This is a genomic window from Variovorax sp. TLI9-5A, from assembly GCF_056867935.1.
Genome location: NZ_CP200310.1, coordinates 6,153,100 through 6,175,019 on the forward strand (window position 1 = coordinate 6,153,100; position 21,920 = coordinate 6,175,019).

A 21,920-nucleotide genomic window follows, 5' to 3' on the forward strand; every position below is an offset into this window, starting at 1 on the left:
CCTCACCGATCGGTCACCAGCCGGTCAGCAGCCGCACGAAGCGCATCACCGGCCGCGCCTGCGCGGGAGCGGCCGCCCTCGCAGCCATGGGCGCATGCACGCGCAGGTGCACCGGCGTCAGCGCCGACACCTCGATCCACCCTCCGTGCGGCAGGCGGTGGATGTCGCCCTCTTCGAGCGGCGTCTCGCTCATGAACACCGTCTCGCCAAACCAGCCCGGCGGCGACACCACCCGGGCGCGGCCCTCGGCCAACTGGAGCCAGGCGCCGGCCTCGACCGAGGTGCGCAGGGACTGTCCGGGTTCGAGAACGATGGAATCGGGCGCTTGGGAGAGTGTGGTGATCATGGCGGCGATGGCGACTATGGCGGCGTAGGTCGGTTGGATGAGGCTTCATCGTAGGAATCCTGCTGCCTGAAAAACAGGCACACGCCATGGCTATTGCGACCGGAACAGCAGGGCTGCGAACGCATCTGTTATGGTCGTTTCCCCAGGCAACTGCATCTGTTTTTGGATGCCCGATGCGGGGAACATCGATCCATGGACTCGCTACCGCTCTACCGCCAGCTTTCCGCGCACTACGTGGATGCGATCCACACCGGCTCGCTCAAGCAGGGCGACAAGCTGCCCTCGCTGCGCAGCCTGATGCGGCTGCACGACATCAGCCTGTCGACCGCGCTGCAGGTCTGCCGCGCCATGGAAAGCGACGGCTGGGTCGAGGCGCGCGACCGCTCCGGGTATTTCGTGCGGCGGCCGCAGCGGCTGGCCATCGCGCCGATGGAAGAGCCGACGGCCGACGTGCCACCCGATCCGGCCCAGTTCGTGAGCATGCGCGAGCGCATGGCCAACTTCATGGCGCGCGGGCGGCACACGGGCGTGAAGCTCAACTTCGCGATCGCCCGCGCGGCCCCCGAGCTGTATCCCGCAGAGGCCCTGCGCAACTCGATGACACGCGCGCTGCGCCAACGGCCCGAACTGCTGACCACAGCATCGTCGCAGAAGGGCCACGAGCAGTTCCGCGAGGCCGTCGCGCAGCGCAGCCTGCGCGTGGGCATGACGGTGGCGCCCGACGAGGTGCTCGTCACCAACGGCTGCATCGAGGCGCTGAACCTCGCGCTGCGCGCCATCGCCAAGCCCGGCGACACGGTGGCCGTTGAGTCGCCCACCTTCTACGGCCTGCTGCAGGTGCTCGAAAGCCTGGGCCTGCGCGCGCTCGAGATCCCGACCAGCCCGCAGACCGGCATCTCGCTGGAGGCGCTGGACCTGGCCATCCACACCTACGACGACATCAAGGCCGTGGTGGTGGTGCCGCACCTGCAGAACCCCATCGGCAGCGTGATGCCCGACAGCCACAAGCAGCGGCTCGCGCACCTGTGCGAGAGCCACGGCATCGCGCTGGTCGAGGACGACACCTACAGCGACCTGGTGGAAACCGATTCGCCGCTGCGTGCGCTGAAGTCGTGGGACCGCACCGGCAACGTGATCTATTGCGCCTCGCTGCACAAGGTGCTGGCGCCGGGGCTGCGGCTGGGCTGGATCACGGCCGGGCGCTGGCACGCGCAGGTGGAGATGCTCAAGTACGCGCAGACCCGCAACAACGAGGCGCTGGCGCAGATCGCCGCGGGCGAGTTCATCGCGGGCGGGCGCTACGACCGCCACCTGCGCCGGCTGCGCGAGCGGCTGCACATGCAGCGCGACCAGACGGCCGACGCCATCGCCCGCTACTTCCCGGCGGGCACGCGGCTGAACCTGCCGCGCGGCGGGCTGCAGCTGTGGGTGGAGCTGCCGCAGCAGCGCTCGTCGGTGAACGTGTTCGACGCCGCGCTGCGCGAGCAGATGCTGGTGGCGCCTGGCGCGCAGTTCTCGAACTCGGGGCGCTTTGACAACTACCTGCGCATCAACTGCGGCTGGCCGTATTCGAAGGCAGTGGACGCGGGGCTGCAGCGGCTGGGCGAGATCGTGTCGGCGGTGCAGCCGCCGCGCTAGCCGCCGGCGCTTCGGCGCGATTCAGACGATGTAGAACACGACGGCGTCGCGCCTTGCGGCCGCGCCGGCGAAGAAGCGCTTGACGCCGTCCATGAAGCCCGCGAGGTCCTGGGCGCCTTCCTGCCAGACCTTGGCCCAGTACAGCTCGCCGAACTTCGCCGGCTCGCCCGTGAAGCGGCCCACCAGCGCCGCCACGTCGCACTGAGCGAGCCGCGCCGCCGCGCGCTCCACGTGGGCGGCCGTGAGGTAAATGCAGCCCAGGCCGTCGGTGCCGTCGAGCTCCTCGCCGTCGACCACCTCGGGCATCAGCGTGCGCACCACGTCCCAGGCCTGCTCCACCGTCTGGCTGTCGTGGGGACCGCCCTGCGCGGCGGGCGAGTGCAGGAAGCCGGAGACGGTGGACGGATCGATCACCAGCGCGCGCAGCCGGTAGCGGTCGAGGGCGTAGAAGGCGGCGCCGATGCTCAAGTGCTGGGCTCCATGCGGGCGGCGCGCGCCACCGCCGCGAGCGCGATGCTCACGCTGTCGATGTTGCGCTGCGCGTTGTCGATGTTCCTGAAGTGGTCGGGCGCGCAGATCTGGTTGAGCAGCAGCGTGCGCTTGAAATGCACCAGCGCCTGGCGCAGCTCGCCCTCTTCCTGCGCGATCAGGCCCAGGTCGTTGTGCGCGTTGGCGGCCGACGACGAGATGCCGCGGCAGCTGCGCTGCTGGATGTCGAGCGAACGCTCGAACAGCTCCCGCGCGCGGGCGAAGTCGCGCCGCGCCATGAACAGGCTCGCGAAGTTGTTGAGCATGTCGGAATGCAGCTCGGCGTCGCCCTCGCCCGGCGGGAGCTTGTCGAGGTGCACCAGGGCACGGGCGTAGCAGAGCTCGGCCTTCGCCTCCTGGCCCGATTCGGCATAGAGGAACGCGAGGTTGTTGAAGGCGCGCACCACGCCGTCGCTGGAGCCGCCCCCGGCCTCGGCCACCGCCATGGCGATGGTCTTCTTGTAGAGCGCCTCCGCCTCGTCGGCGCGACCGGCCGCGGCATGCAGCAGCGCCAGCGTGTTGGTCGGCCCGCGCCGCCAGCTGTCGTCCAGCCCGAGCTCGGCGGCCACGGCCAGGGCCTCGTCGGCCGAGGCCTGGGCCTTCTCGTTCCAGCGCAGCCGGCGGCACAGCTCGGCATGGCTGGACAGGTGCAGCACCACGCTGCGATGCGCCCCGCCATGCAGGCGGCGGCTGGCGGCGATGGCCTGCGCGCAGAGTTTCTCGGCGCTTTGCAGGTCGCCCTGGGCGAGCGCATCGCGGTAGCGGGCCTCGCGGTCTTCGAGCAGGTTCAGCAGCACGCCCTGCTCGTCGGTGGTCGCGCCACGGGCCTTGCGCTGCTCGATGCCCACCAGCGTCAGGTCCAGCGCCTTGCGGGCGACGTCCATGTCCTCCGCGGGCATGCCGAGCTTGCGCCCGATGGACAGGCTCTCCTCGAGGCTGGCGCGCGCCTTGTCGAAGGCGTCGATCTGGTAGCAGGCTTGGCCGAGCATGCAAAGGGTCATGGCGAGGTTCTGATGCGGGCCCTTGAACACGCGGCGCGTGGCAGCGACGATCTGCTCGCCGATGGCGACGGCCTGCGTCCAGTCCCCCGCCTCGGCGGCGGCCACGAAGCGCTCCTGCAGCTTGTTGGCTTCGGCGAGGGCGGAGAGGTCGAAATCCTTGCCGGCCTCCCTCGGGGCGGGGCGGCGGGAAGCGTGGCGCGCTGACGCCGACGGGGCGTCGTCTTCCTCGGCCGGACCCTGCGCCTGCAGCTGGTTCATGCGCCGATGAATCCACCAGAGGTCGAACAGCATCCACGGCAGCAGCACCGCCAGGCAGAAGCGGCTGCCCGGCAGGCCGGCGACTCCGTACACCAGAAGCGCCAGTTGCCCCGCGCCGCCCAGGTAGCTGCCCAGATAGAAGCGGTGCGCGCCGATGAAACCGCCCACCACCCACAGCAGGTAGGCGAACGAGCGGCGGCGAGGCAGGGGGGTCATGGTTCGCCCGGGTGCGTGGGTTGCTTGCCTGTCTGTCTGTTGTCCGGTCAGTCGAGCAGCGCGAGCGCCGCGTAGTCGCCGACCTTGTCGCCCAGGCCGGCTGGCACGAGCATCACACCGCGCGTGAGCGGCAGCAGCTTGCCGTCGATCTGCGCCTGGAGGCGGGGCAGCACGAAGTCGCGGTGGTGCCAGAACACGCTGCCGCCAAGGCTGATGCGCTGCAGGTCGAGGATGATGACCATGTTGTAGAGCATCCGGCCGAACACACGGCACAGGGCTTCCGCCGTTTCCAGAGCCTTGGGGTCGCCGGCAGACGCAGCGGAAAACAGGTCGGCGGCGGATTGTCCGAAACGGTGGCCGATCGAATTCCCCCCGACGAGCGCCTCGACGTCGCCGAAGTTGCCGCAACCGCACAGCGCCCCGGTGGCATCGTCGACCACGAAGCTGTGTCCCGCGTGACCGGCATTCCCGTTCTTGCCGCGCAGGGCCTTGCCGTCGACGCACAGGCCCACGCCCACGCCGGTGCTCCAGGTGGCATAGGCGCAGTTGTCCAGGCCCTTGAGCGCGCCCCAGTGGCGTTCGGCCTCCAGCGCTGCCACGGCATCGTTCTCGACGCGGACGTTGCCGAAGCGCTTGACCAGCGGCGCCTCGATGATCGCGGTCATCCATGAATTGGGCAGGCCGCGCGATGGCCCGGCGATACCGCCGCAGATGTTGGGCGTGGCGAGTTCGACCAGCCCGTCGCGCAGCTCGAAGGGCCCCGTCGACGACACGCCCACACGGTCGATGGTGGCGGGGTCGACGCCCTGCTCCGCACAGATCTCGTCGATCATCCGCATGATCTGCACCGCCACCGCGTCGTTGTCGCCGGTCTTGGCCGTGGGTTCGCTGCGGCGGCCGACCAGCGGCGCGTCGCTCGAAGCGGAAAGGCTCACGGCCACCTTGGTGCCGCCGATGTCTACGCAGGCTCTCATTGCGGTTCGTCTTTTCCTTGTTTGGTTCTCTGCTCTGTCTACAGGAGGCGCGCCACCAGCGCCGCGATCATGCTGAGCACGATGGTGCTGGCGATCGGCAGCTGCCACTCGCGGCCGAAGGCGCGGAACTCGAAATCGCCGGGCAGCCGTCCGAAGCCGAAGCGGCGCAGCCAGGCGGTCAGGCCGCTCATGAGCACCAGCGCGAGGACGACGACGATCAGCCAGCGGAACATATGGGCGACAGTCTAGGCCGAGAGAATCGCCATCGCTTGCCGATGGAGTTCGGGCGTGGCCGCCGCGATCACCCGGCCGTCGGACTTCAGCCCCAGCGGCTGGCCCTGCCAGTCGGTGACCACGCCGCCGGCCGCCTCGATCAGGCCCGCCGGGCCGAGGTAGTCGTAGGGCTGCAGGCCGGTCTCGACCACGAGGTCGATGGTGCCGCCAGCCAGCTGGGCATAGCCGTAGCAGTCGCCGCCGAAGCGGCGCATCGCGCACTGGCGGCTGAGTTTGTCGAAGGCGCTCCAGTCGGCCGGCGCGAAGATGTCGGGCGAGGTGGTGACGATGCGGGCCTTGGCCACTTCGGTGCAGCCGCTCGCGCGCACCGGCTGGCCGTCGCGGCTGGCGCCCTTGCCCGCCACGCCGACCCAGCGCTCCTTGAGCACCGGCATGTCGATCATGCCCAGCACCACGCGCCCGCCCTGCAGCACGCCGATCAGCGTGCCCCACAGCGGCGAGCCGGTGATGAAGCTGCGCGTGCCGTCGATGGGGTCGAGCACCCAGACGCGCTCGGCATCGAGCCGCTCGGGGCCGTGCTCTTCGCCGTAGATGCCGTCCGCCGGGGCGCGCGCGGCGAGGATCTCGCGCATGGCCGTCTCGGCGGCGCGGTCGGCCAGCGTGACGGGGCTTTCGTCCGCCTTGGTGATGATGTCCAGCGGCGTGCGGAAGTAGTGCATCGACTTGGCGGCGGCGGCATCGGCCAGCGCTTGGGCGATCGGCGAGAGGTCGGAAGAGGAGGAGCTCATGAAAGAGTTGGAAACGCTTGCCAAAACCTGCAATTAGACCCGAGCCGGACCCTGTTTGACACAGCGGGGCCGCCAGCCCTAGCATGGCCCGGAAATTGCCACGAACTACGACAAATGGCTTCTTTCACCCACCTGCGCACAGCCCTGCTCGCCCTCGTGCTCGGCGCCTCGGCCCTGCTGGCCCACGCCACGCCCTCCGACACCGAAGACAAGCTGATCGACACGCTTATCCAGCGCGTCTCGAGGATGAGCTCGATGATCTTCCTGCGCAATGGCAGCGAGTACAACGCCTCCGACGCCGCCAAGCACATGCAGGCGAAGTACGACTACTTCAAAAAGGAACTGGTCACGGCCGAGGACTTCATCGAGCGCTGCGCCTCGCGCTCGGAGATGACGGGGCAGGCCTACAAGGTGAAGCTCACCAACGGTACGGTGCGCGACGCCAACGAGTTCCTCAACAGCGAGCTGCGCGCGCTGCGGCAGGCCACTGGCGCGAAGAAGCCCGGCGGCTAGCCAGCTACCTAGCGCTGCTGCCCCCAGCGGCGCACCGTCAGCCGCTCCAGCGTCCTGAAGCCCAGGCTCTCGACCAGCAGGCCGATCAACACCACCAGCGCGAGCCCAGCGAACACGCGGTCGGTATAGAGCTCGTTGCGGTTCTGGAAGATGTACCAGCCCAGGCCGCCCTTGCCCGAGGACGCCCCGAACACCAGCTCCGCCGCGATCAGCGTGCGCCACGCGAAGGCCCAGCCGATCTTCAGCCCCGACAGGATCGACGGCAGCGCCGCCGGCACCAGTATCTGCAGCACGTAGCGCAGCCCCCGGAGCCCGTAGTTGCGTCCGGCCATGCGCAGCGTGTCGGGCACGCCCTGGAAGCCCGCGTAGGTGTTGAGCGCCAGCGGCCACAGCACCGAATGGATCAGCACGAACACGAGGCTGCCGCGCCCCAGCCCGAACCACAGCAGCGCCAGCGGCAGCAGCGCGATGGCCGGCAGCGGGTTGAACATCGACGTGAGCGTGTCCAGCAGGTCGCGGCCGATGCGCGTCGACACTGCCAGCGTGGTGAGCGCGAAAGCCAGCAGCACGCCAGCGACGTAGCCCTGCAGCAGCACGGCCAGCGAGATGCGCACCTTCTCGATCAGCTCGCCGCTGGCAAGCCCCTCGAACAGCGCCGCCGCGGTGGCGGTGAAGGTGGGCAGCAGCAGGTCGTTGTTCTGCCGCCGCGCCGCCAGCTCCCACAGCACGGCGATGACGGCGAGGATCAGCCCCTTGCGCAGCCAGGCCTGCGACCAGATGCGCTCGCCCAGCGGCAGCGAACGCTCCACCGGCACCTCGATGAAGGGCTCCAGCGTGCGCTCGTACTCGGGGCGGACCGGCGGCACGACGGCGCTCATGCGACGGCCTCCTCTTCGAACAGCATGTCGTGGATGCGCTGCGCCGTGCCCTGGAATTCGGCGCCGCCCAGGCTATCGAGTGTGAAGGCGTGGCTATTGATCTCGGCGCGCATGCGCCCCGGATGCGGCGACAGCAGCGCGATGCGGTTGCCCACCACCAGCGCCTCCTCGATGGAATGGGTGACGAACAGCAGCGTGAAGCGCACCTCGTCCCACAGCTCGAGCAGCTCCTGCTGCATCCTGCGGCGGGTGAGCGCATCGAGCGCGGCGAAAGGCTCGTCCATCAGCAGTACGCGAGGCTGCATCGCCAGCGCGCGGGCGATCGCCACGCGCTGCTTCATGCCGCCCGAGAGCTGGTGCGGATGCACGTCAGCGAACTTCGACAGGCCGACCTTGTCGAGGTAGTGCAGCGCGCGCTCGGCCGCTTCCTTCTTCCCGAGCGTGCGCGAGGCCAGCAGCGGGAACATCACGTTCTGCTTCACCGTCTTCCACGGCGGCAGCTGGTCGAATTCCTGGAACACGACGATGCGGTCGGGGCCGGGCTGCGCCACGCGCCTTCCGTCGAGGCGGATCTCGCCCTCGACCGGTGGGATGAAGCCCGCCACTGCCTTCAGCAGCGTGGACTTGCCACAGCCCGAGGGGCCGAGCAGCACGAAGCGGTCGGCGGCATGGACGTCGAAGCTCACGCGGTGCGTGGCGCGGACCACGCGCTCGGGGGTGCGGTATTCGAGGCTGACGTTGTCGACCTGCAGCAGCGGCGCGCCGTCTTGCCCCCTCTCCATCTCCCTCTCCCGCTCGCGGGAGAGGGTTGGGGTGAGGGCCGGTGGCGATGCCAGAGGCTCCCCCCTCACCCCTGCCCTCTCCCGATGGGAGAGGGAGTCACCCCGCGAATCGAGGACCGCCGCCGTGCCGCTCATCAGTTCCCCGACACGTTCTGCGCGTCGTCGAAGAAATAGTCCTTCACCGAAGCCGGCTTGTTCTTGATCGCGCCCACGCGGTGCATGAACTCCGCCAGCGGATAGGTGTTCTGCGGCGTGGTCTTGAACTGCACCTCGGGGTTCTTGATGATCTTCAGCAGCAGCTCGCGGTCGAGCTTCGCGTTGCTCACCTTCAGGTAGATGTCGGCCGCCTTTTCAGGATTGGCCGTGACGAACTTCGCCGCCTCGTCGAGCGCGTCGACGAAGGCCTTGTACGTCTTCGGGTTCTCGCTGCGGAATTTCTCCGTCGCGTAGAGCACCGTCGCCGACGACGGCCCGCCCAGCACCTGGTACGAGTTGAGCACGATGCGCGCATTCGGATTGCCCGCGAGCTCCTGCTCCTGGAACGGCGGATTGCCGAAGTGCGCCGAGATCTCCGTGCCGCCCTTGATGATGGCCGCAGCCGCATCGGGGTGCGGCAGCGCCACGCTGATCCTGTCGAGCTTGTTGAACTCCTTGTCGCCCCACAGCTTGGCCGAGGCGAACTGCAGCACGCGCGACTGCACCGACACGCCCACGGCGGGCAGCGCGATGCGGTCCTTGTCCGTGAAGTCGGCGATCGTCTTCACGTTCGGGTTGTTGCTCACCAGGTAGTACGGGAAGTTGCCCAGCGAGGCCACGCCCTTCACGTTCTGCTTGCCCTTGGTGCGGTCCCACAGCGTGAGCAGCGGGCCCACGCCGGCGCCCGCGATCTCGATGTTGCCCGACAGCAGCGCGTCGTTCACCGCCGAGCCGCCCGAGAGCTTGACCCACTCGACCTTGGCGTCGATACCTGCAGCCTTCGCGTGCTTCTCGATGAGCTTCTGCTCCTGCGCCACATTGAGCAGCAGGTAGACGATGCCGAACTGCTCGGCGATGCGGATCTGGCCTTCTGCTGCATGCGCGGAAAGACTGCCGGCCAGGAGGCCAAGGCCGGCGGCGAGCGCGGCGGCTTTGCGGGTGAAACGGTTCATTGGAAGGAGGCTGGGAAGGAAGGAGTCAGAAAGGCGTGTCGCCGACGATGGTGGTGCGGTTGAGGCGCCGGCGCAGGTGATCGGGCGTGCCCGCTGCCAGGTGCATCAGCGAGCGGTTGTCCCAGAACACCAGGTCGTGCGGCGCCCACTGGTGGCGATACACGAACTCGGGCTTCACGCTGTGCGCAAACAGCTCTGCGAGCAGCGCGTCGCTTTCTTCCTTGGGCAGCCCGACGATGCGCGTCGTGAAATGCTCGCTGACGAAGAGCGCCTTGCGCCCCGTTTCCGGATGCGTGCGCACCACCGGTTGCACGGCGGGCGCGACCTGGTCGATCTGCGCCTGCGAGAGCTTCGGCCGCCATGGGTTCTTCGCGCGCAGCTCCTCGTACTTGGCGAGGTAGCTGTGCTCGGCCTTCAGCGGCAGGATGCGCTGCTGCAGCTCGGGGCTCAGCGACTCCCAAGCCAGATGCTGGTCGGCGAAGAGCGTGTCGCCGCCTTCGCTCGGCAGTTCCTGGGCGTGCAGCAGCGAGCCGAGGCTTGGTTTGGGCTTGTAGGAGATGTCGGAGTGCCAGTAGACGCCTGCATCGCCGAGGCCGATGGGCTCGCCGTTCTCCTTGATGTTGGAGACGATCAGGATCTCGGGGTGGTTCTTCAGCTGGAACTGGTGGAGGACGTGGATCTCCAGGGGGCCGAAGCGGCGGCTGAAGTCGATGTGTTCCTGGGGGGTGATCTGCTGGTTGCGGAAGATCAGGACGTGATGGTCGAGGTGGGCCTTGTGGAGGCGGGTGAAGTCTTCGGTGTTGATGGGCTTCGAGATGTCCAGGCCTACTACCTCGGCGCCGACCGGGGCATCGAAAGGGCGCACTTCGAAGTGCTGCGAAGGAGCATTTACCTCGCTGGTGGGGGCGGCTGTCATGCCGGGAATGTAGGGGGCGGGATTTGGATCGCCAACGAACTCTTTGTTGCTAGCTTATGACTTTGTTTTTAGGGGTGATGAGGGTTTGCTTTCCGGGGCCGGGTCTCGGCCCGGCCCCGGGAAGCAAAGCACCAACAGTCACTCAAAGCGCATGACTGCGATCCCCCTCCCTGAACCCCATCGCCTCCCAAGCCTCCCCCACAGCAAACCCCACAACCTTGAACAACTCCCCCATCTCATGCTCATGAATCAACCGAGCCGCCATCCCCCTCTCAGCAACAGTCCCCTTCTCCATCAAACCAAGTAGTCCGCAATTCAGCAGAAACCGCGCCTGACTCGTATACCCCAGCACAGCCAGCCCAGCATCCTGCCCAGCCAGCGCAACCCCGGTGAAGTCCACATGCGCAGTGATGTCCTTGTACCCAACATCGGACAAAGGGTCCCCATCAGCCTTGTGCCCCCGATGACACATCACAGTCCCCATATGCCTCTGCGGGTGGTAGTACTCAGCCTCGGGAAACCCGTAGTCGATGAGAAAAGCCGCCCCCTTCTCCAACCGATCCGCCAGCGTCGCAACAAACGCCTTGGCCTGCGGATGAATCTCCGTGAGGTAGTCGTGCTCTCCGGGCACATCAACCGGCGGCCGCAGTTCAGTCACACGATCGGCCCACGCCCACCCATCGTCCGAAGCGTTACGCACCACGCCCCGCTCGAACCACTTCCCACCCACACGCGCCAACAACTGCACCGGCATCGCATCGAGCACTTCATTCCCGACAACAACCCCCTGCATGGATTCAGGCAGTTCGTTGAGCCATTCAACGCGCCCCGCATGCCCCGCAAGCGCCTGCTGCTGCCGCTCCCTCAAGGTCCCCGACAGGTCGACGATGCGGTAGCGCACGTCGGTGCGCCCCATCTCGTCGAGCGCATGCAGCAGCTGCACAGCCAACGCACCGGAGCCCGCACCGAATTCCCAGACCGTATCGGTCCCGGTCTTCTCCAGCGCCTCGGCGACTTGCGCCGCCAGCGTCTGGCCGAACATGGGCGTGAGTTCAGGCGCGGTCACGAAGTCGCTGCCCGAGGAAGGCATGTGCCCGAACTTGGCCGATGTGTTGGCGTAGTAGCCGAGGCCGGGCGCATAGAGCGCGAGGGCCATGAAGCGGTCGAAGCCTATCCACCCACCCGCGCGCTCGACGGAACGCGCGATGAGGTGGTCGAGGGCGGTGGGTAAACTGCTGGGGGTCGTCTTTGTCGTCACAGCGCCATTCTCCCTCCCCCTGCCCGCATGAGCCCCGCAGCCCCCCAGCATTCCACCTCCCGCCGCACCGTTCTCGTCACGGGCGCCGGGCGAAGGCTGGGCCGCGAGATCGCGCTGGCGCTGGCCGCGGGTGGCTGGCAGGTGGCGGTGCATTACCGGAACTCGCGCGCCGAGGCCGAGCAGACGGTTGCCGACTGCGCCGCGCTCTCGGGCGACTCGGCCCTGTTCTCGGCCGACCTCGACGACGAACAGGCCACGCGCGCGCTGCTGCCCCGCGTGGTGGCGCGCTTTCGCAGCGTCGATGCGGTGGTGCACAGCGCCGCCCTCTTCGAGCACGACGAGGCCGCCACCTTCGGCTACGCGCTCATGGAGCGCCATGCGCGCAGCAACACCGGCGCGGCGATCCTGCTGGCGCAGGCACTGCACGAGCACGTGACCGCGCGCGATGCCCACGGCGCCGTCGTCCACCTGCTCGACCAGAAGCTCTGGAACCCGAACCCCGACTTCCTGAGCTACACGCTTTCCAAGGCCGCGCTCGAAGCCGCGACGCCCATGCTGGCGCTGGCCCTTGCGCCGCGCGTGCGCGTGGTGGGCGTGGCACCCGGCCTCACGCTGGCGAGCCACATGCTGGACGACGACAAGTTCGCCCAGCTGCACAAGCTCTCGCCGCTGGGCCGCTCGTCCACACCTGACGACGTGGCCGCCACGGTGAAGTTCGCGCTGGAGAACCGCTCGATCACCGGCACCACGCTGTTGGTGGACGGCGGCCAGCACCTGATGAAATTCGAGCGCGATTTCTCGCTCATGTGAGCCCATCCATCATGTCCACACCCTCGCACGGCCACCAGACACTCACCCTCCAGGGCCTGCGCTTCGACGCCACCCTGGGCATCCTCGAGCAGGAGAAGAAGGCGCCCCAGCCGATCCTGGTCGACGCCGAACTCAACCTCGGCCCCCAGCCGCTGCTGCCTCAGGACGACGACATCTTCCACGTGCTGGACTACCGCAAGGTGCGCCGCATCATCATCGACGAGTGCACCGCCGAGCACGTCAACCTGCTCGAAAGCCTGATCGGCAAGCTGGTGCAGCGGCTGCTGCAGCTGCCCGGCGTGCTGGGCGTGCGCGTGAAGATCGCCAAGCTGGAGATCTTCGACGACTGCGAAGTGGCGATCCGCATGGAAGCCGGGCAGTGGTGAAGCAGCTCGAACGCTGAACTTCCTCAGGCCGCCGAGCCACAGGCCACGGCGGCCTTCTTCTTCGAGCCGGCCGGCCACATGCGCACTGCCAGCGCGCCGAGCGCCGACACCGAGGCCATCGCCGCCACGCCGGACCATCCCCACTGCGCCAGCGCCAGGGCGCCGAGCGCGGAGCCGGTGGCCATGCCGACGAACACGCCCGTGAAGAACACCGCGTTGAGCCGGCTGCGCGCGCCGGGGTCGATGCCGTAGACCACCGTCTGGTGCGCGATCAGCGCGGCCTGCAGGCCGAAGTCGAAGCCGATGGCGGCAACCACGATCAGCCCCAGCCGCGCGGCGGGCGTCGCCAGCAGCGGCGCGAACAGCATCGCGGCGAACGAGACGGCGACCAGTGCGGCGCCCATGCGGATCACCAGTTCGGGGCCGCGACGGTCCGCGAGGCGCCCGGCGATGGGCGCGGCCAGCGCACCCGCCGCGCCGGCGAGCCCGAAGGCGCCGGCGGCGGCGCTGCCCAGGTGGAAGGGCGCGCCGTGGAGCATCACGGCCAGCGTCGACCAGAAGGCGCTGAAGCCCACCGACAGAAGAGCCTGCGCGAAGGCGGCGCGGCGCAGCGCGCCATGGCGCTTCCACAGCCCGGCCAGCGAGCCCAGCAAGGCGCCGTAGCCCAGGTGCGTTGTCGGGCGCAGGCGCGGCAGGCCGCGCGCCGCCGCCACGCCGATGAACGCAATGCTCGCGGCCGCGACGACGAACATCGCGCGCCAGCCGAAGTGCTCGGCCACGAAGCCGGCGAGCACGCGCGACAGCAGGATGCCCAGCAGCAGCCCGGTCATCACCGTGCCGACGATCCGGCCGCGGTGCGCCTCGGGCGCCAGCGTGGCGGCCGCCGGCACCACATCCTGCGCCAGCGTCGCCGCCAGGCCGATGACGAGGCTGGCCACCAGCAGCGGCGCGACCGAGGGCGAGAGCGCCGCGCCCAGCAGCGCGAGCACCAGCACCGAGGCCTTCGCGAGGATGATGCGGCGCCGGTCGAAACGGTCGCCCAGCGGCGCGAGCAGCAGGATGCCCAGCGCATAGCCGAGTTGAGTGAGCGTGGGCACGAAACCCACCGAACGCGCCGAGGCGCCGATGTCGGGGCCCAGCACCCCCAGCATGGGCTGGCTGTAGTACAGCGCGGCCACGCCGAAGCCGGCACTGGCGGCCAGCAGCAGGATCAGCGAGCTTGGCAGCTTTTCATGCGCATTTTGAATGGAAGACATGGTGTAAACCCTTGGTTTCGAGAAGTCAGGGCCGGAGTTTGCGGGCCAACCTCCTCCGAAGGTAGCCCTGAGCATCGAACAATTGATATACGCTTGACGTATGGAAACGCCTCTTCCTCTTCCGTCACCGCCCACGGCCGACCGCATCGAGCTGATGCAGACCTTCGTGCGCATCGTCGAGGCCGGCAGCCTGTCGGCCGCCGCGGCCCGGATGGGCACCACCCAGCCCACCGTGAGCCGCCGCCTGCAGGCGCTCGAACGCTCGCTGGGCGTGCGGCTGCTGCAGCGCTCCACCCACGCAATGAAGCTCACCGAGGACGGCGAGCGCTGCTTCGACCGCGCCAGGGAGCTGATCCTGAGCTGGAGCGCCTTCGAGGCCGAGCTGCGCGGCGTGGGCGACCAACCCGAGGGCCGGCTGCGCGTGGTGGCGCCGCACGCCTTCGGCCAGCAGTTGCTGGTCGGCCCGCTGGCGGCCTACCTGCAGCGCCATCCGCAGGTGACGGTCGAATGGCTGCTGCACGACAGCCCGCACGACGAGACACCCGACTTCATCGCCGAAGGCGTGGACTGCGCGATCCGCGTCGGCGAGGTGACGGACCCCAACGCCGTGGCGATCCGGCTCTTCGAGGTGCCGCGCATCGCCGTGGGGGCGCCGTCGCTTTTCGGCGCGGGCTCGCCACCGCCGGCGCATCCCCGCGAGCTCGAAGCCCTGCCCTGGCTGGCCGCGCGCAATTTCTACCGGACCGAAGTCGTGTTCACGCACGAAGGCACGGGCGAGGTGTACCGGGTGCCGATACGTCCGCGCATGATCACCGACAGCCTCTACGCCCTGCGCAGCGCGGCCGTGCTGGGCGTGGGCGTCGGGGTGTCGTCGGCCTGGATGCTGACCGAGGAACTGCAGGCGGGCCGGCTGGTGCACCTGGCGCCGCAGTGGCGCGGGACGCCCGCGCCGGTGTACGTGGTGTACCCGTACGCGCGCTTTTACCCGGCAAGGCTGCGGCTCTTCGTGGAGGCGATGCGCACGGCCTTCCCGGTTTCGCCCATGTCCGGAAACGGGCTGGTCGGCGGGTAATGGCGGGCGAAATGGGGATCGGGGACAATCACCCCCTTCCCCCGACTCCCCGAAGCAGCCTGCCCATGAACGCCGTCTGGATCGACGAGGCGCCCGCCGCCGCCGACGCCACCGCCCCCTCTGCCGCCAATTCCATGAAGATCGAGCGCGAGACGCACAAGCTCGAGAAGCGGCTGTGCCGCGAGGTCGGCAAGGCCATCGTCGACTACAACATGATCGAGGAGGGCGACAAGGTCATGGTGTGCGTCTCGGGCGGCAAGGACAGCTATGCGCTGCTCGACATCCTGCTGAAGCTGAAGGCGCGCGCGCCGATCCACTTCGACATCGTCGCGGTCAACCTCGACCAGAAGCAGCCCGGCTTTCCCGAGGAGGTGCTGCCCAAGTACCTGAGCGAGCTGGGCGTGGACTTCCACATCGAGAACCAGGACACCTACAGCATCGTCAAGCGCGTGATTCCCGAGGGCAAGACCACCTGCGGCCTGTGCAGCCGGCTGCGCCGCGGCATTCTTTACCGGGTGGCCGACGAGCTGGGCGCCACCAAGGTCGCGCTGGGCCACCACCGCGACGACATGCTGCAGACCTTCTTCCTCAACATGTTCTTCGCCGGCAAGCTCAAGAGCATGCCGCCCAAGCTGGTGAGCGACGACGGCAGGCATGTCGTGATCCGTCCGCTGGCCTACGTGTCCGAGAAGGACACCATCCGCTGGGCCCAGCACCGCGAATTTCCGATCATTCCCTGCACGCTGTGCGGCAGCCAGGAGAACCTGCAGCGCAAGCAGGTAGGAGAAATGCTGCGCGAATGGGACAGGAAGTATCCCGGCCGCGTGGAGAACATGTTCACCGCGCTGCAGAACGTGGTGCCATCGCACCTGCTCGACGGAACGCGGCACGACTTCAAGGGTCTGAAGGCGACCGGCGTGGCGGACGACGAGGGCGACAAAGCCTTCGACCCGCCTTCCTTCGATCTGCTCTCCCAGGCACCTGCCGCCCTGCGCATCGTCCAGGGCTGAACGGGCAACCCAGGGGAATTTGGGGCACCCCGTGCCCGGAGACCCTCATGAAATCTGCGTTCTCGGCTCTTCTTCTCGCCGCCAGCCTGACGGGCTGCGCCACCTCCTGGGTGGTCGACAGCGACGTGAAGAGCTTCTCTTCCATCGGCGCCGTGGCGCCCGGCGCCACCTACCGCTTCGACCGCCTGCCCTCGCAGCAGGCCGACGGCGCGCGGCAGGAATCACTCGAAGCCATGGCCGGCGCGGCGCTTGCCCAGGTCGGCTTGCGCCGCGACGACGCCAAGCCCCAGTACACCGCGCAGATCGGCGCACGCGTGACGGCCGGCCTCTCGCCCTGGGCCGACCCGTGGCTCTACAACGGCCCCTGGGGCTACGGCTACGGCGGCTATGGCTACTACGGCCGGCGCTGGTACGGCGGCGGCTGGTATGGCGGCCCGGTGTTCGCGCCGCCGGCCAACCCCTGGTACGAGCGCGAAGTGAGCATCGTGCTGCGCGAGACGGGCTCCAACCGCGTGGTCTACGAGACCCGTGCGCGCAACGACGGCCCGTATACGTCGAGCGCGGCGATCCTGCCGGTGATGTTCCAGGCCGCGCTGCAGGGTTTCCCGAACCCGCCGCAGGGCGAGCGCCGGGTCAACATCGAGCTGCAGACGGGGCAGCAGGCCAAGAAATAGCCACAAGTAGCGCCTTCTAGAATTCCCCGGATGGAAGAACCCACCCGCCTGATCGCCGTCCGCCACGGCGAGACCGCCTGGAACGTCGACACCCGCATCCAGGGCCAGCTCGACATCGAGCTCAACGCCACCGGCATCTGGCAGGCGCGGCGCGCGGGCGCGGCGCTGGCCGACGAGCCCATCGGCGTCGTTTATGCCAGCGACCTCTCTCGCGCCTGGCAGACCGCCCAGGCCATCGCCGAGCCCCACGGCCTGGCCGTGCAGCCCGAACCGCGCCTGCGCGAACGGGCCTTCGGAACCTTCGAGGGTATGAGCTTCGCGGAGATCGAGGCCACGCTGCCGGTGCAGGCCAAGCTCTGGCGCGAGCGCGATCCCGAATTCGAGCCCGAGGGCGGCGAAAGCCTGCTGACCTTTCGCGACCGCGTGACCGGCGTGGCCGCCGAGCTGGCGGCGCGCCATCCGGGCGAACTGGTGGTGCTGGTCGCGCACGGCGGCGTGATGGACGTGCTCTACCGCGCCGCCACCCGCCAGGAACTGCAGGCGCCGCGCACCTGGCAGCTCGGCAACGCTGCCATCAACCGCATGCTGTGGACGCCTGGAGGCTTCAGCCTCGTGGGCTGGAGCGACACCGCCCACCTGGTGGACGGCGCGCTGGACGAAACCACGACCTGAGAACCTGAGAAGGCGCGGGCCCGGAGCCAGCGCCCGGCCCCGGCTTCAGGCGTGCGAGTGCTGGGAGCCCTGCGAGTGCGAGGCCTCGGCCTGCGCCTCGCCCGGCAGGTCGACCATCGGCCCCGTACCGCTGTAGCGGTCCAGCGCGAGGTAGATCGCCGGCGTGATGTACAGCGTGATCACCTGCGAGAAGATCAGCCCGCCGACCACCGCCACGCCCAGCGGCTGGCGCAGTTCGGCACCGGCGCCAAGGCCCAGCGCCAGAGGCAGCGCGCCCATGAGCGCTGCCAGCGTGGTCATCAGGATCGGGCGGAAACGCAGGCGGCAGGCTTCGCGGATCGCATCCACCGGCTTCATGCCCTCGGTGCGCTGGGCCTCCAGGGCGAAGTCGATCATCATGATCGCGTTCTTCTTCACGATGCCGATCAAGAGCAGGATGCCGATGGTGGCAATGAGCGTGAGGTCGAAGCCGAAGAGCTTCAGCGAGATCAGCGCGCCCACCGCGGCCGAGGGCAGGCCCGCCAGGATGGTGATCGGGTGGATGTAGCTCTCGTAGAGCACACCCAGCAGCACGTAGATGACCAGCACCGCCAGCACCAGCAGCACGGCCTGGCTCGACTGCGAGCTCTGGAACACCGCTGCGTCGCCGCCGTAGGTGGTGATGATCGACTGCGGCATCTTCAGCTCGTCCTTGAAGCGGTCGATCTTCGCGGTCGCGTTGCCCAGCGGCACGTCGGGCGCGAGGTTGAACGACACCGTCACCGCCTGCAGCTGGCCCTGGTGATTCACCGCCGTCGGCCCCACGGTGCGCTTGACGGTCGAGAAGGCCGACAGCGGCACCAGCTTGCCGGTGGTGCTGCGCACCGACAGGCGCGAGACGTCTTCCTCGAACTGCCGGTCGTCGTCGGCGGCCGAGAGGATCACCTGGTAGGTATTGCTCGCGCCGTAGATGCTGCCGATCTGGCGGTCGCCGTAGGCGTTGTAGAGCGCGGTGCGCAGGTCGCCCACCGCCACGCCGAGCACGCCGGCCTTGTCGCGGTCGATGTCGAGCGTGGCCTGCAGGCCGCGGTTCTGCGAGTCGCTGGTCACGTCGCGGAAGTCGGGGTCGGCGCGCATGCGCTCCATGAGGCGCGTGGCCCAGGGCACCATCTCGCCCGCGTTCACGCTCTGCAGCGTGTACTGGAAGCGCGCCTTGCTCTGGCGCCCGCCCAGTCGCAGGTTCTGCACCGGCTGCATGTAGACGGCGATGCCCGGAATCTCGCGGAAGCGCTGGCGCAGCGATTCGAGCACCTTCGACATCTGCGGACGCTCGCTGCGCGGCTTGAGCACGGCGAACAGGCGGCCCGAGTTCTGCGTGGCGGTGGGGCCGCCCACGCCGACGAAGGAGCTCACGTAGTCGACGCTCGGGTCATCCTTGAGCGCTGCGGCCACGCGGTCCTGCAGCGCCTTCATGGCGGTGAAGGAGATGTCTTCGGCGGCCTCGGTCGTGATCTGGATCTGGCCGATGTCTTCCTCGGGGAAGAAGCCCTTCGGGATGGTGGCGAAGAGCCAGCCGGTGATGACGAAGGTCAGCGCCGCCGCCAGCAGCATCACCTTGCGGTGCACCAGCGTCCAGTCGAGCGTGCGCATGTAGGTCGCGTGCACCGCGCGGTAGCCGCGCTCGAAGGCACGGCCGATGGCAGTGCCGGGCTCGGGGTGCTCTTCCTCGTGGTCGAGCGCGCCTTCCTTGCGCGGCACCTGCTTGAGCAGCCGGCTCGCGAGCATCGGCACCAGCGTGAGCGACACCACCGCCGACACCAGCACCGCCAACGCGACCACCACGGCGAACTCGTGGAACAGCAGGCCGATCACGCCCGGCATGAAGAAGATCGGGATGAACACGGCCACCAGCGAGATCGAGATCGACACGATGGTGAAGCCCACCTCGCGCGCGCCGCGCAGCGCCGCCGCGAACGGGTCCATGCCCTTCTCCACGTAGCGCATGATGTTCTCGAGCACCACGATGGCGTCGTCCACCACTAGGCCCACTGCCAGCGTGATACCGAGCAGCGAGATGTTGTCGAGGCTGTAGCCGAAGGCGTAGAGCAGCGCCACCGCGCCGATCAGCGAAATCGGAATGGTCGCGGCCGGAATCAGCGTGGCCACCAGCCGGTGCAGGAACAGGAAGATCACCAGCACCACCAGCGCGATGGTGCCCAGCAGCGTGAGCTGCACGTCGTGCACCGCCTCGCGGATGGAGATGGAGCGGTCGTTCACCATCTGGATCTCGACCGACTGCGGCAGCTCGGCCTTGAAACGCGGGATGAGCGCGCGCACCGCGTCCACCACCTGCACGGTGTTGGCGTTGGGCTGGCGCTGCACGGCGAGCGAAATCGAGTCCTGCCCGTTGAAGCTGCTGGCGGTCTTGACCGACTCGAAGCTGTCTTCGATGGTGGCGACTTCGTCCAGCCGCACCGGCGCGCCGTTGCGCTGGCCGACGATCAGCTTGGCGAAGTCGGCCGCCTTCATGAGCTGGCGGTTGGCCTGGATGGTGAGTGTCTGGCGCGGGCCGTCGAGCACGCCGACCGGCGTGTTGGCGTTGGCCGAGTTCACCGCCTTGGCGAGTTCGTCGAGCGTGATGTTGCGCGCGTTGAGCAGGTCGGCGTTGGCCTTGATGCGCACTGCGAAGGCCTTGCGGCCATACACGCCCACCTGCGCCACGCCGTCGATGGTCGAGAGCGTGGGCGAGATCAGGTTCTCGGCGTAGTCGTTGAGCTCCGACGGATTCATCGACGGCGAGATCAGCGCGATGAACAGCACCGGCGCGTCGGCCGGATTCACCTTGCGGTACGAGGGCAGCTGTGTCAGCTCCTGCGGCAGCTGGCGCTGGGCGCGCAGCAGCGCGGCCTGCACGTCGACGGCGGCGGCGTCGATGTCGCGGCTGCTCACGAACTCGAGCGTGAGCGAGGTCACGCCCTGCGTGTTCACCGAGCTGATGGTCTGCAGGCCGGGGATGGTCGAGAACTGCTTCTCCAGCGGCAACGCCACCGAAGACGCCATGGTGTCCGGACTGGCGCCCGGCAGCTGCGCGTTGACGTTGATGACCGGCGTGTTGTAGCTGGGCAGCGCGGCGACGGGGATGCTGAAGTACGCGAAGATGCCGATGACCACCACGGCGGCGGACAGCAGCACCGTCATCGCCGGACGTCGGATGCAGAGCTCCGAAATGTTCATGCGCGTTCCTGGCGCGGCGGCTTGATGTCGGTGCCGTCGGTGGACGCGGCGCTGCCGGGCGTGACGCCCGTGGTGCCCTTCGCCGGAGCGCCTGGCGCAGTGGCAGGCGCCTTCGCATCCACGCGCACCTTGCCGCCCGGGCGCACGTTCTGGCTGCCCTCGATCACCACCTGCTCACCGGGCTCGAGGCCGCTCACGGCCACCTGCGTGCCGAAGGTGTGCAGCGCCTTCACCTTGCGGCGCGTGGCGGTCTTCGCCTCGTCGACCACGTAGAGCGAGGCGCCGTCGGACAGCATCATCAGCGCCGCGGCCGGCACGACCGTGACGCCGTTGAGCGTGCGCACCGTGATGCGCGTGCCCACGAACTGCCCCGGCCACAGGCTCTGGTCGGCGTTGGCGAACACGGCCTTGGCGCGCACCGTGCCGATCTGCGGATCGACGGTGTTGTCGACGAAATCGAGCGTGCCGGTCAGCGGCTCCTTGCGGCCGGTGACAGCGGCCTCGACCTTGGAGCGCGAGCGCGCGGCCTCCAGCAAATCTTGCAGGTTGCCTTCGGGCACGGGGAAGCTCACGGCGATCGGGTCGAGCTGGGTCACGGTCACCAGCGACAGCGTCGGCTGCACCAGCGTGCCCGGGTAGATGTTGACCGCGCCGATGCGCCCCGCGATGGGCGCGCGCAGCGTGGCATAGCCCAGCGCCACCTGCGCCGACTGCACGGCCGCGCGGTCGGCGGCCACCGCCGCGCGCTGCGCCTCGAGCTGCGAGAGCGTGGCGTCGGCCGCGCTCTTGGCGATGAAGTTCTGCGCCACCAGTTCCTGGCTGCGCCTGTACTGGCGCTCCAGGTCGGCCAGCGTGGCCTCGTCCTTCTGCTGCTGCGCCCTCGCGCGCGCGAGGTTGGCCTGGTCGTTGCGGTCGTCGAGCGAGAAGAGCAGCTGGCCGGCCTTGACGAACTGGCCTTCCTTCACGTGCACCGCGCTCACCGTGTTGGTCACCTGCGGGCGCAGGTCGACGCTGTTGAGGGACACCACGCTGCCGTTGACCTGCACGGTCACGGGCACGTCCTGCTTCTTCGCCGTGGCCAGCGTCACGAGCGCCGGAGCGCCACCGCCCGCCGGTGCGCCGCCAGCGGCCGGGGCCTTGGCGTTCTTCGCGGCGAACTTGTCTGCGGACATGCTCCACCACCCGCCCGCGACGGCTACGATCAACACGCCCGCAAGGGCGACGGCGACATTTTTCTTCATGGGTTCTTGTGCACTTTGGGCTGACAGCGACTATTGGATCAGCGGCCGACTCCTGGTGTTCATGGTCACCGTAAAGAAATGTAAAGCAGGTCAACCGAAAGTCGCACT

At 68.6% G+C, this 21,920-nt stretch carries 22 protein-coding genes; 8 read left to right on the forward strand and 14 right to left on the reverse strand.

Annotated features, from left to right (window positions below; genetic code table 11):
- Positions 1-13 precede the first annotated feature (13 nt).
- Entirely contained in the window at positions 14-346 is a 333-nt protein-coding gene (locus AC1VNX_RS29250; protein WP_483161051.1) for a hypothetical protein, read from the reverse strand.
- Positions 347-538: 192 nt separating this feature from the next.
- Between AC1VNX_RS29250 and AC1VNX_RS29255 the strand changes: the two genes are divergently transcribed.
- Positions 539-1,984, forward strand: a complete 1,446-nt coding sequence (locus AC1VNX_RS29255) for an aminotransferase-like domain-containing protein (RefSeq protein WP_483161052.1) — start codon at positions 539-541, stop codon at positions 1,982-1,984.
- A 21-nt stretch (positions 1,985-2,005) separates the two neighbouring features.
- Here the strand turns inward: AC1VNX_RS29255 and AC1VNX_RS29260 are convergent, their stop codons facing one another.
- From AC1VNX_RS29260 to hisN, 5 genes are read right to left on the reverse strand one after another with little or no spacing between them, the layout of a single operon-like run.
- Positions 2,006-2,452, reverse strand: a complete 447-nt coding sequence (locus AC1VNX_RS29260; protein ID WP_483161053.1) for a DUF1877 family protein — start codon at positions 2,450-2,452, stop codon at positions 2,006-2,008.
- On the reverse strand, positions 2,449-3,987 hold the full coding sequence (locus AC1VNX_RS29265) for a tetratricopeptide repeat protein (RefSeq protein WP_483161054.1): 1,539 nt from the start codon (positions 3,985-3,987) through the stop codon (positions 2,449-2,451). Before AC1VNX_RS29265 ends, AC1VNX_RS29260 begins: the two co-directional genes overlap by 4 nt.
- 47 nt (positions 3,988-4,034) lie before the next feature.
- Positions 4,035-4,961, reverse strand: coding sequence for an ROK family protein (locus tag AC1VNX_RS29270; RefSeq protein WP_483161055.1), 927 nt, complete (start codon positions 4,959-4,961; stop codon positions 4,035-4,037).
- Between the two features lie 38 nt (positions 4,962-4,999).
- Positions 5,000-5,194: a DUF2905 domain-containing protein gene (locus AC1VNX_RS29275; RefSeq protein WP_093196812.1), complete on the reverse strand. Its 195-nt coding sequence runs from the start codon at positions 5,192-5,194 to the stop codon at positions 5,000-5,002.
- Positions 5,195-5,206: 12 nt separating this feature from the next.
- Entirely contained in the window at positions 5,207-5,983 is a 777-nt protein-coding gene (gene hisN, locus AC1VNX_RS29280; protein WP_483161056.1) for a histidinol-phosphatase, read from the reverse strand.
- A gap of 114 nt (positions 5,984-6,097) precedes the next feature.
- Here hisN and AC1VNX_RS29285 point away from each other — a divergent pair, with 114 nt between their 5' ends.
- Positions 6,098-6,496: a DUF5329 family protein gene (locus AC1VNX_RS29285; protein ID WP_483161057.1), complete on the forward strand. Its 399-nt coding sequence runs from the start codon at positions 6,098-6,100 to the stop codon at positions 6,494-6,496.
- 8 nt (positions 6,497-6,504) lie between these two features.
- Here the strand turns inward: AC1VNX_RS29285 and AC1VNX_RS29290 are convergent, their stop codons facing one another.
- From AC1VNX_RS29290 to AC1VNX_RS29310, 5 genes are all read right to left on the reverse strand, one after another.
- Positions 6,505-7,374, reverse strand: coding sequence for an ABC transporter permease (locus AC1VNX_RS29290; RefSeq protein WP_483161058.1), 870 nt, complete (start codon positions 7,372-7,374; stop codon positions 6,505-6,507).
- Entirely contained in the window at positions 7,371-8,156 is a 786-nt protein-coding gene (locus tag AC1VNX_RS29295; protein WP_483161059.1) for an ABC transporter ATP-binding protein, read from the reverse strand. The genes AC1VNX_RS29290 and AC1VNX_RS29295 overlap by 4 nt, the downstream gene beginning before the upstream one ends.
- 134 nt (positions 8,157-8,290) lie before the next feature.
- Positions 8,291-9,304, reverse strand: a complete 1,014-nt coding sequence (locus tag AC1VNX_RS29300; protein ID WP_483161060.1) for an ABC transporter substrate-binding protein — start codon at positions 9,302-9,304, stop codon at positions 8,291-8,293.
- Positions 9,305-9,329: 25 nt separating this feature from the next.
- Positions 9,330-10,220, reverse strand: a complete 891-nt coding sequence (locus tag AC1VNX_RS29305; RefSeq protein WP_483161061.1) for a TauD/TfdA dioxygenase family protein — start codon at positions 10,218-10,220, stop codon at positions 9,330-9,332.
- A gap of 142 nt (positions 10,221-10,362) precedes the next feature.
- A complete protein-coding gene (locus tag AC1VNX_RS29310; protein ID WP_483161062.1) occupies positions 10,363-11,478 on the reverse strand; it encodes a class I SAM-dependent methyltransferase in 1,116 nt (371 codons plus the stop codon).
- A gap of 27 nt (positions 11,479-11,505) precedes the next feature.
- Here AC1VNX_RS29310 and AC1VNX_RS29315 point away from each other — a divergent pair, with 27 nt between their 5' ends.
- The gene (locus AC1VNX_RS29315) at positions 11,506-12,288 is read left to right on the forward strand and encodes an SDR family oxidoreductase (RefSeq protein ID WP_483161063.1); all 783 of its coding nucleotides are present in this window, start codon (positions 11,506-11,508) and stop codon (positions 12,286-12,288) included.
- 11 nt (positions 12,289-12,299) lie between these two features.
- Positions 12,300-12,674: a dihydroneopterin aldolase gene (locus AC1VNX_RS29320; protein WP_483161064.1), complete on the forward strand. Its 375-nt coding sequence runs from the start codon at positions 12,300-12,302 to the stop codon at positions 12,672-12,674.
- 23 nt (positions 12,675-12,697) lie between these two features.
- Here AC1VNX_RS29320 and AC1VNX_RS29325 read toward each other — a convergent pair whose 3' ends face one another.
- A complete protein-coding gene (locus AC1VNX_RS29325) occupies positions 12,698-13,930 on the reverse strand; it encodes an MFS transporter (RefSeq protein WP_483161065.1) in 1,233 nt (410 codons plus the stop codon).
- A gap of 100 nt (positions 13,931-14,030) precedes the next feature.
- Here AC1VNX_RS29325 and AC1VNX_RS29330 point away from each other — a divergent pair, with 100 nt between their 5' ends.
- The 4 genes from AC1VNX_RS29330 to AC1VNX_RS29345 all read left to right on the forward strand — a co-directional run bounded on the left by AC1VNX_RS29330 (position 14,031) and on the right by AC1VNX_RS29345 (position 17,358).
- Positions 14,031-15,002 carry a LysR family transcriptional regulator gene (locus AC1VNX_RS29330; protein WP_483161066.1) on the forward strand — a complete coding sequence of 324 codons (972 nt, stop codon included), beginning with the start codon at positions 14,031-14,033 and terminating at the stop codon, positions 15,000-15,002.
- Between the two features lie 65 nt (positions 15,003-15,067).
- Positions 15,068-16,012 (forward strand): tRNA 2-thiocytidine(32) synthetase TtcA, encoded by a 945-nt coding sequence (gene ttcA / locus AC1VNX_RS29335; protein WP_483161067.1) that lies wholly within the window; start codon positions 15,068-15,070, stop codon positions 16,010-16,012.
- A gap of 47 nt (positions 16,013-16,059) precedes the next feature.
- Positions 16,060-16,686, forward strand: coding sequence for a DUF4136 domain-containing protein (locus AC1VNX_RS29340; RefSeq protein ID WP_483161068.1), 627 nt, complete (start codon positions 16,060-16,062; stop codon positions 16,684-16,686).
- 30 nt (positions 16,687-16,716) lie between these two features.
- Positions 16,717-17,358, forward strand: coding sequence for a histidine phosphatase family protein (locus AC1VNX_RS29345; protein ID WP_483161069.1), 642 nt, complete (start codon positions 16,717-16,719; stop codon positions 17,356-17,358).
- A gap of 45 nt (positions 17,359-17,403) precedes the next feature.
- On the opposite strand, the gene AC1VNX_RS29350 is transcribed toward AC1VNX_RS29345, so the two are convergent.
- Positions 17,404-20,571 carry an efflux RND transporter permease subunit gene (locus tag AC1VNX_RS29350; protein ID WP_483161070.1) on the reverse strand — a complete coding sequence of 1,056 codons (3,168 nt, stop codon included), beginning with the start codon at positions 20,569-20,571 and terminating at the stop codon, positions 17,404-17,406.
- The gene (locus tag AC1VNX_RS29355; RefSeq protein ID WP_483161071.1) at positions 20,568-21,743 is read right to left on the reverse strand and encodes an efflux RND transporter periplasmic adaptor subunit; all 1,176 of its coding nucleotides are present in this window, start codon (positions 21,741-21,743) and stop codon (positions 20,568-20,570) included. Before AC1VNX_RS29355 ends, AC1VNX_RS29350 begins: the two co-directional genes overlap by 4 nt.
- Positions 21,744-21,920 lie beyond the last annotated feature (177 nt).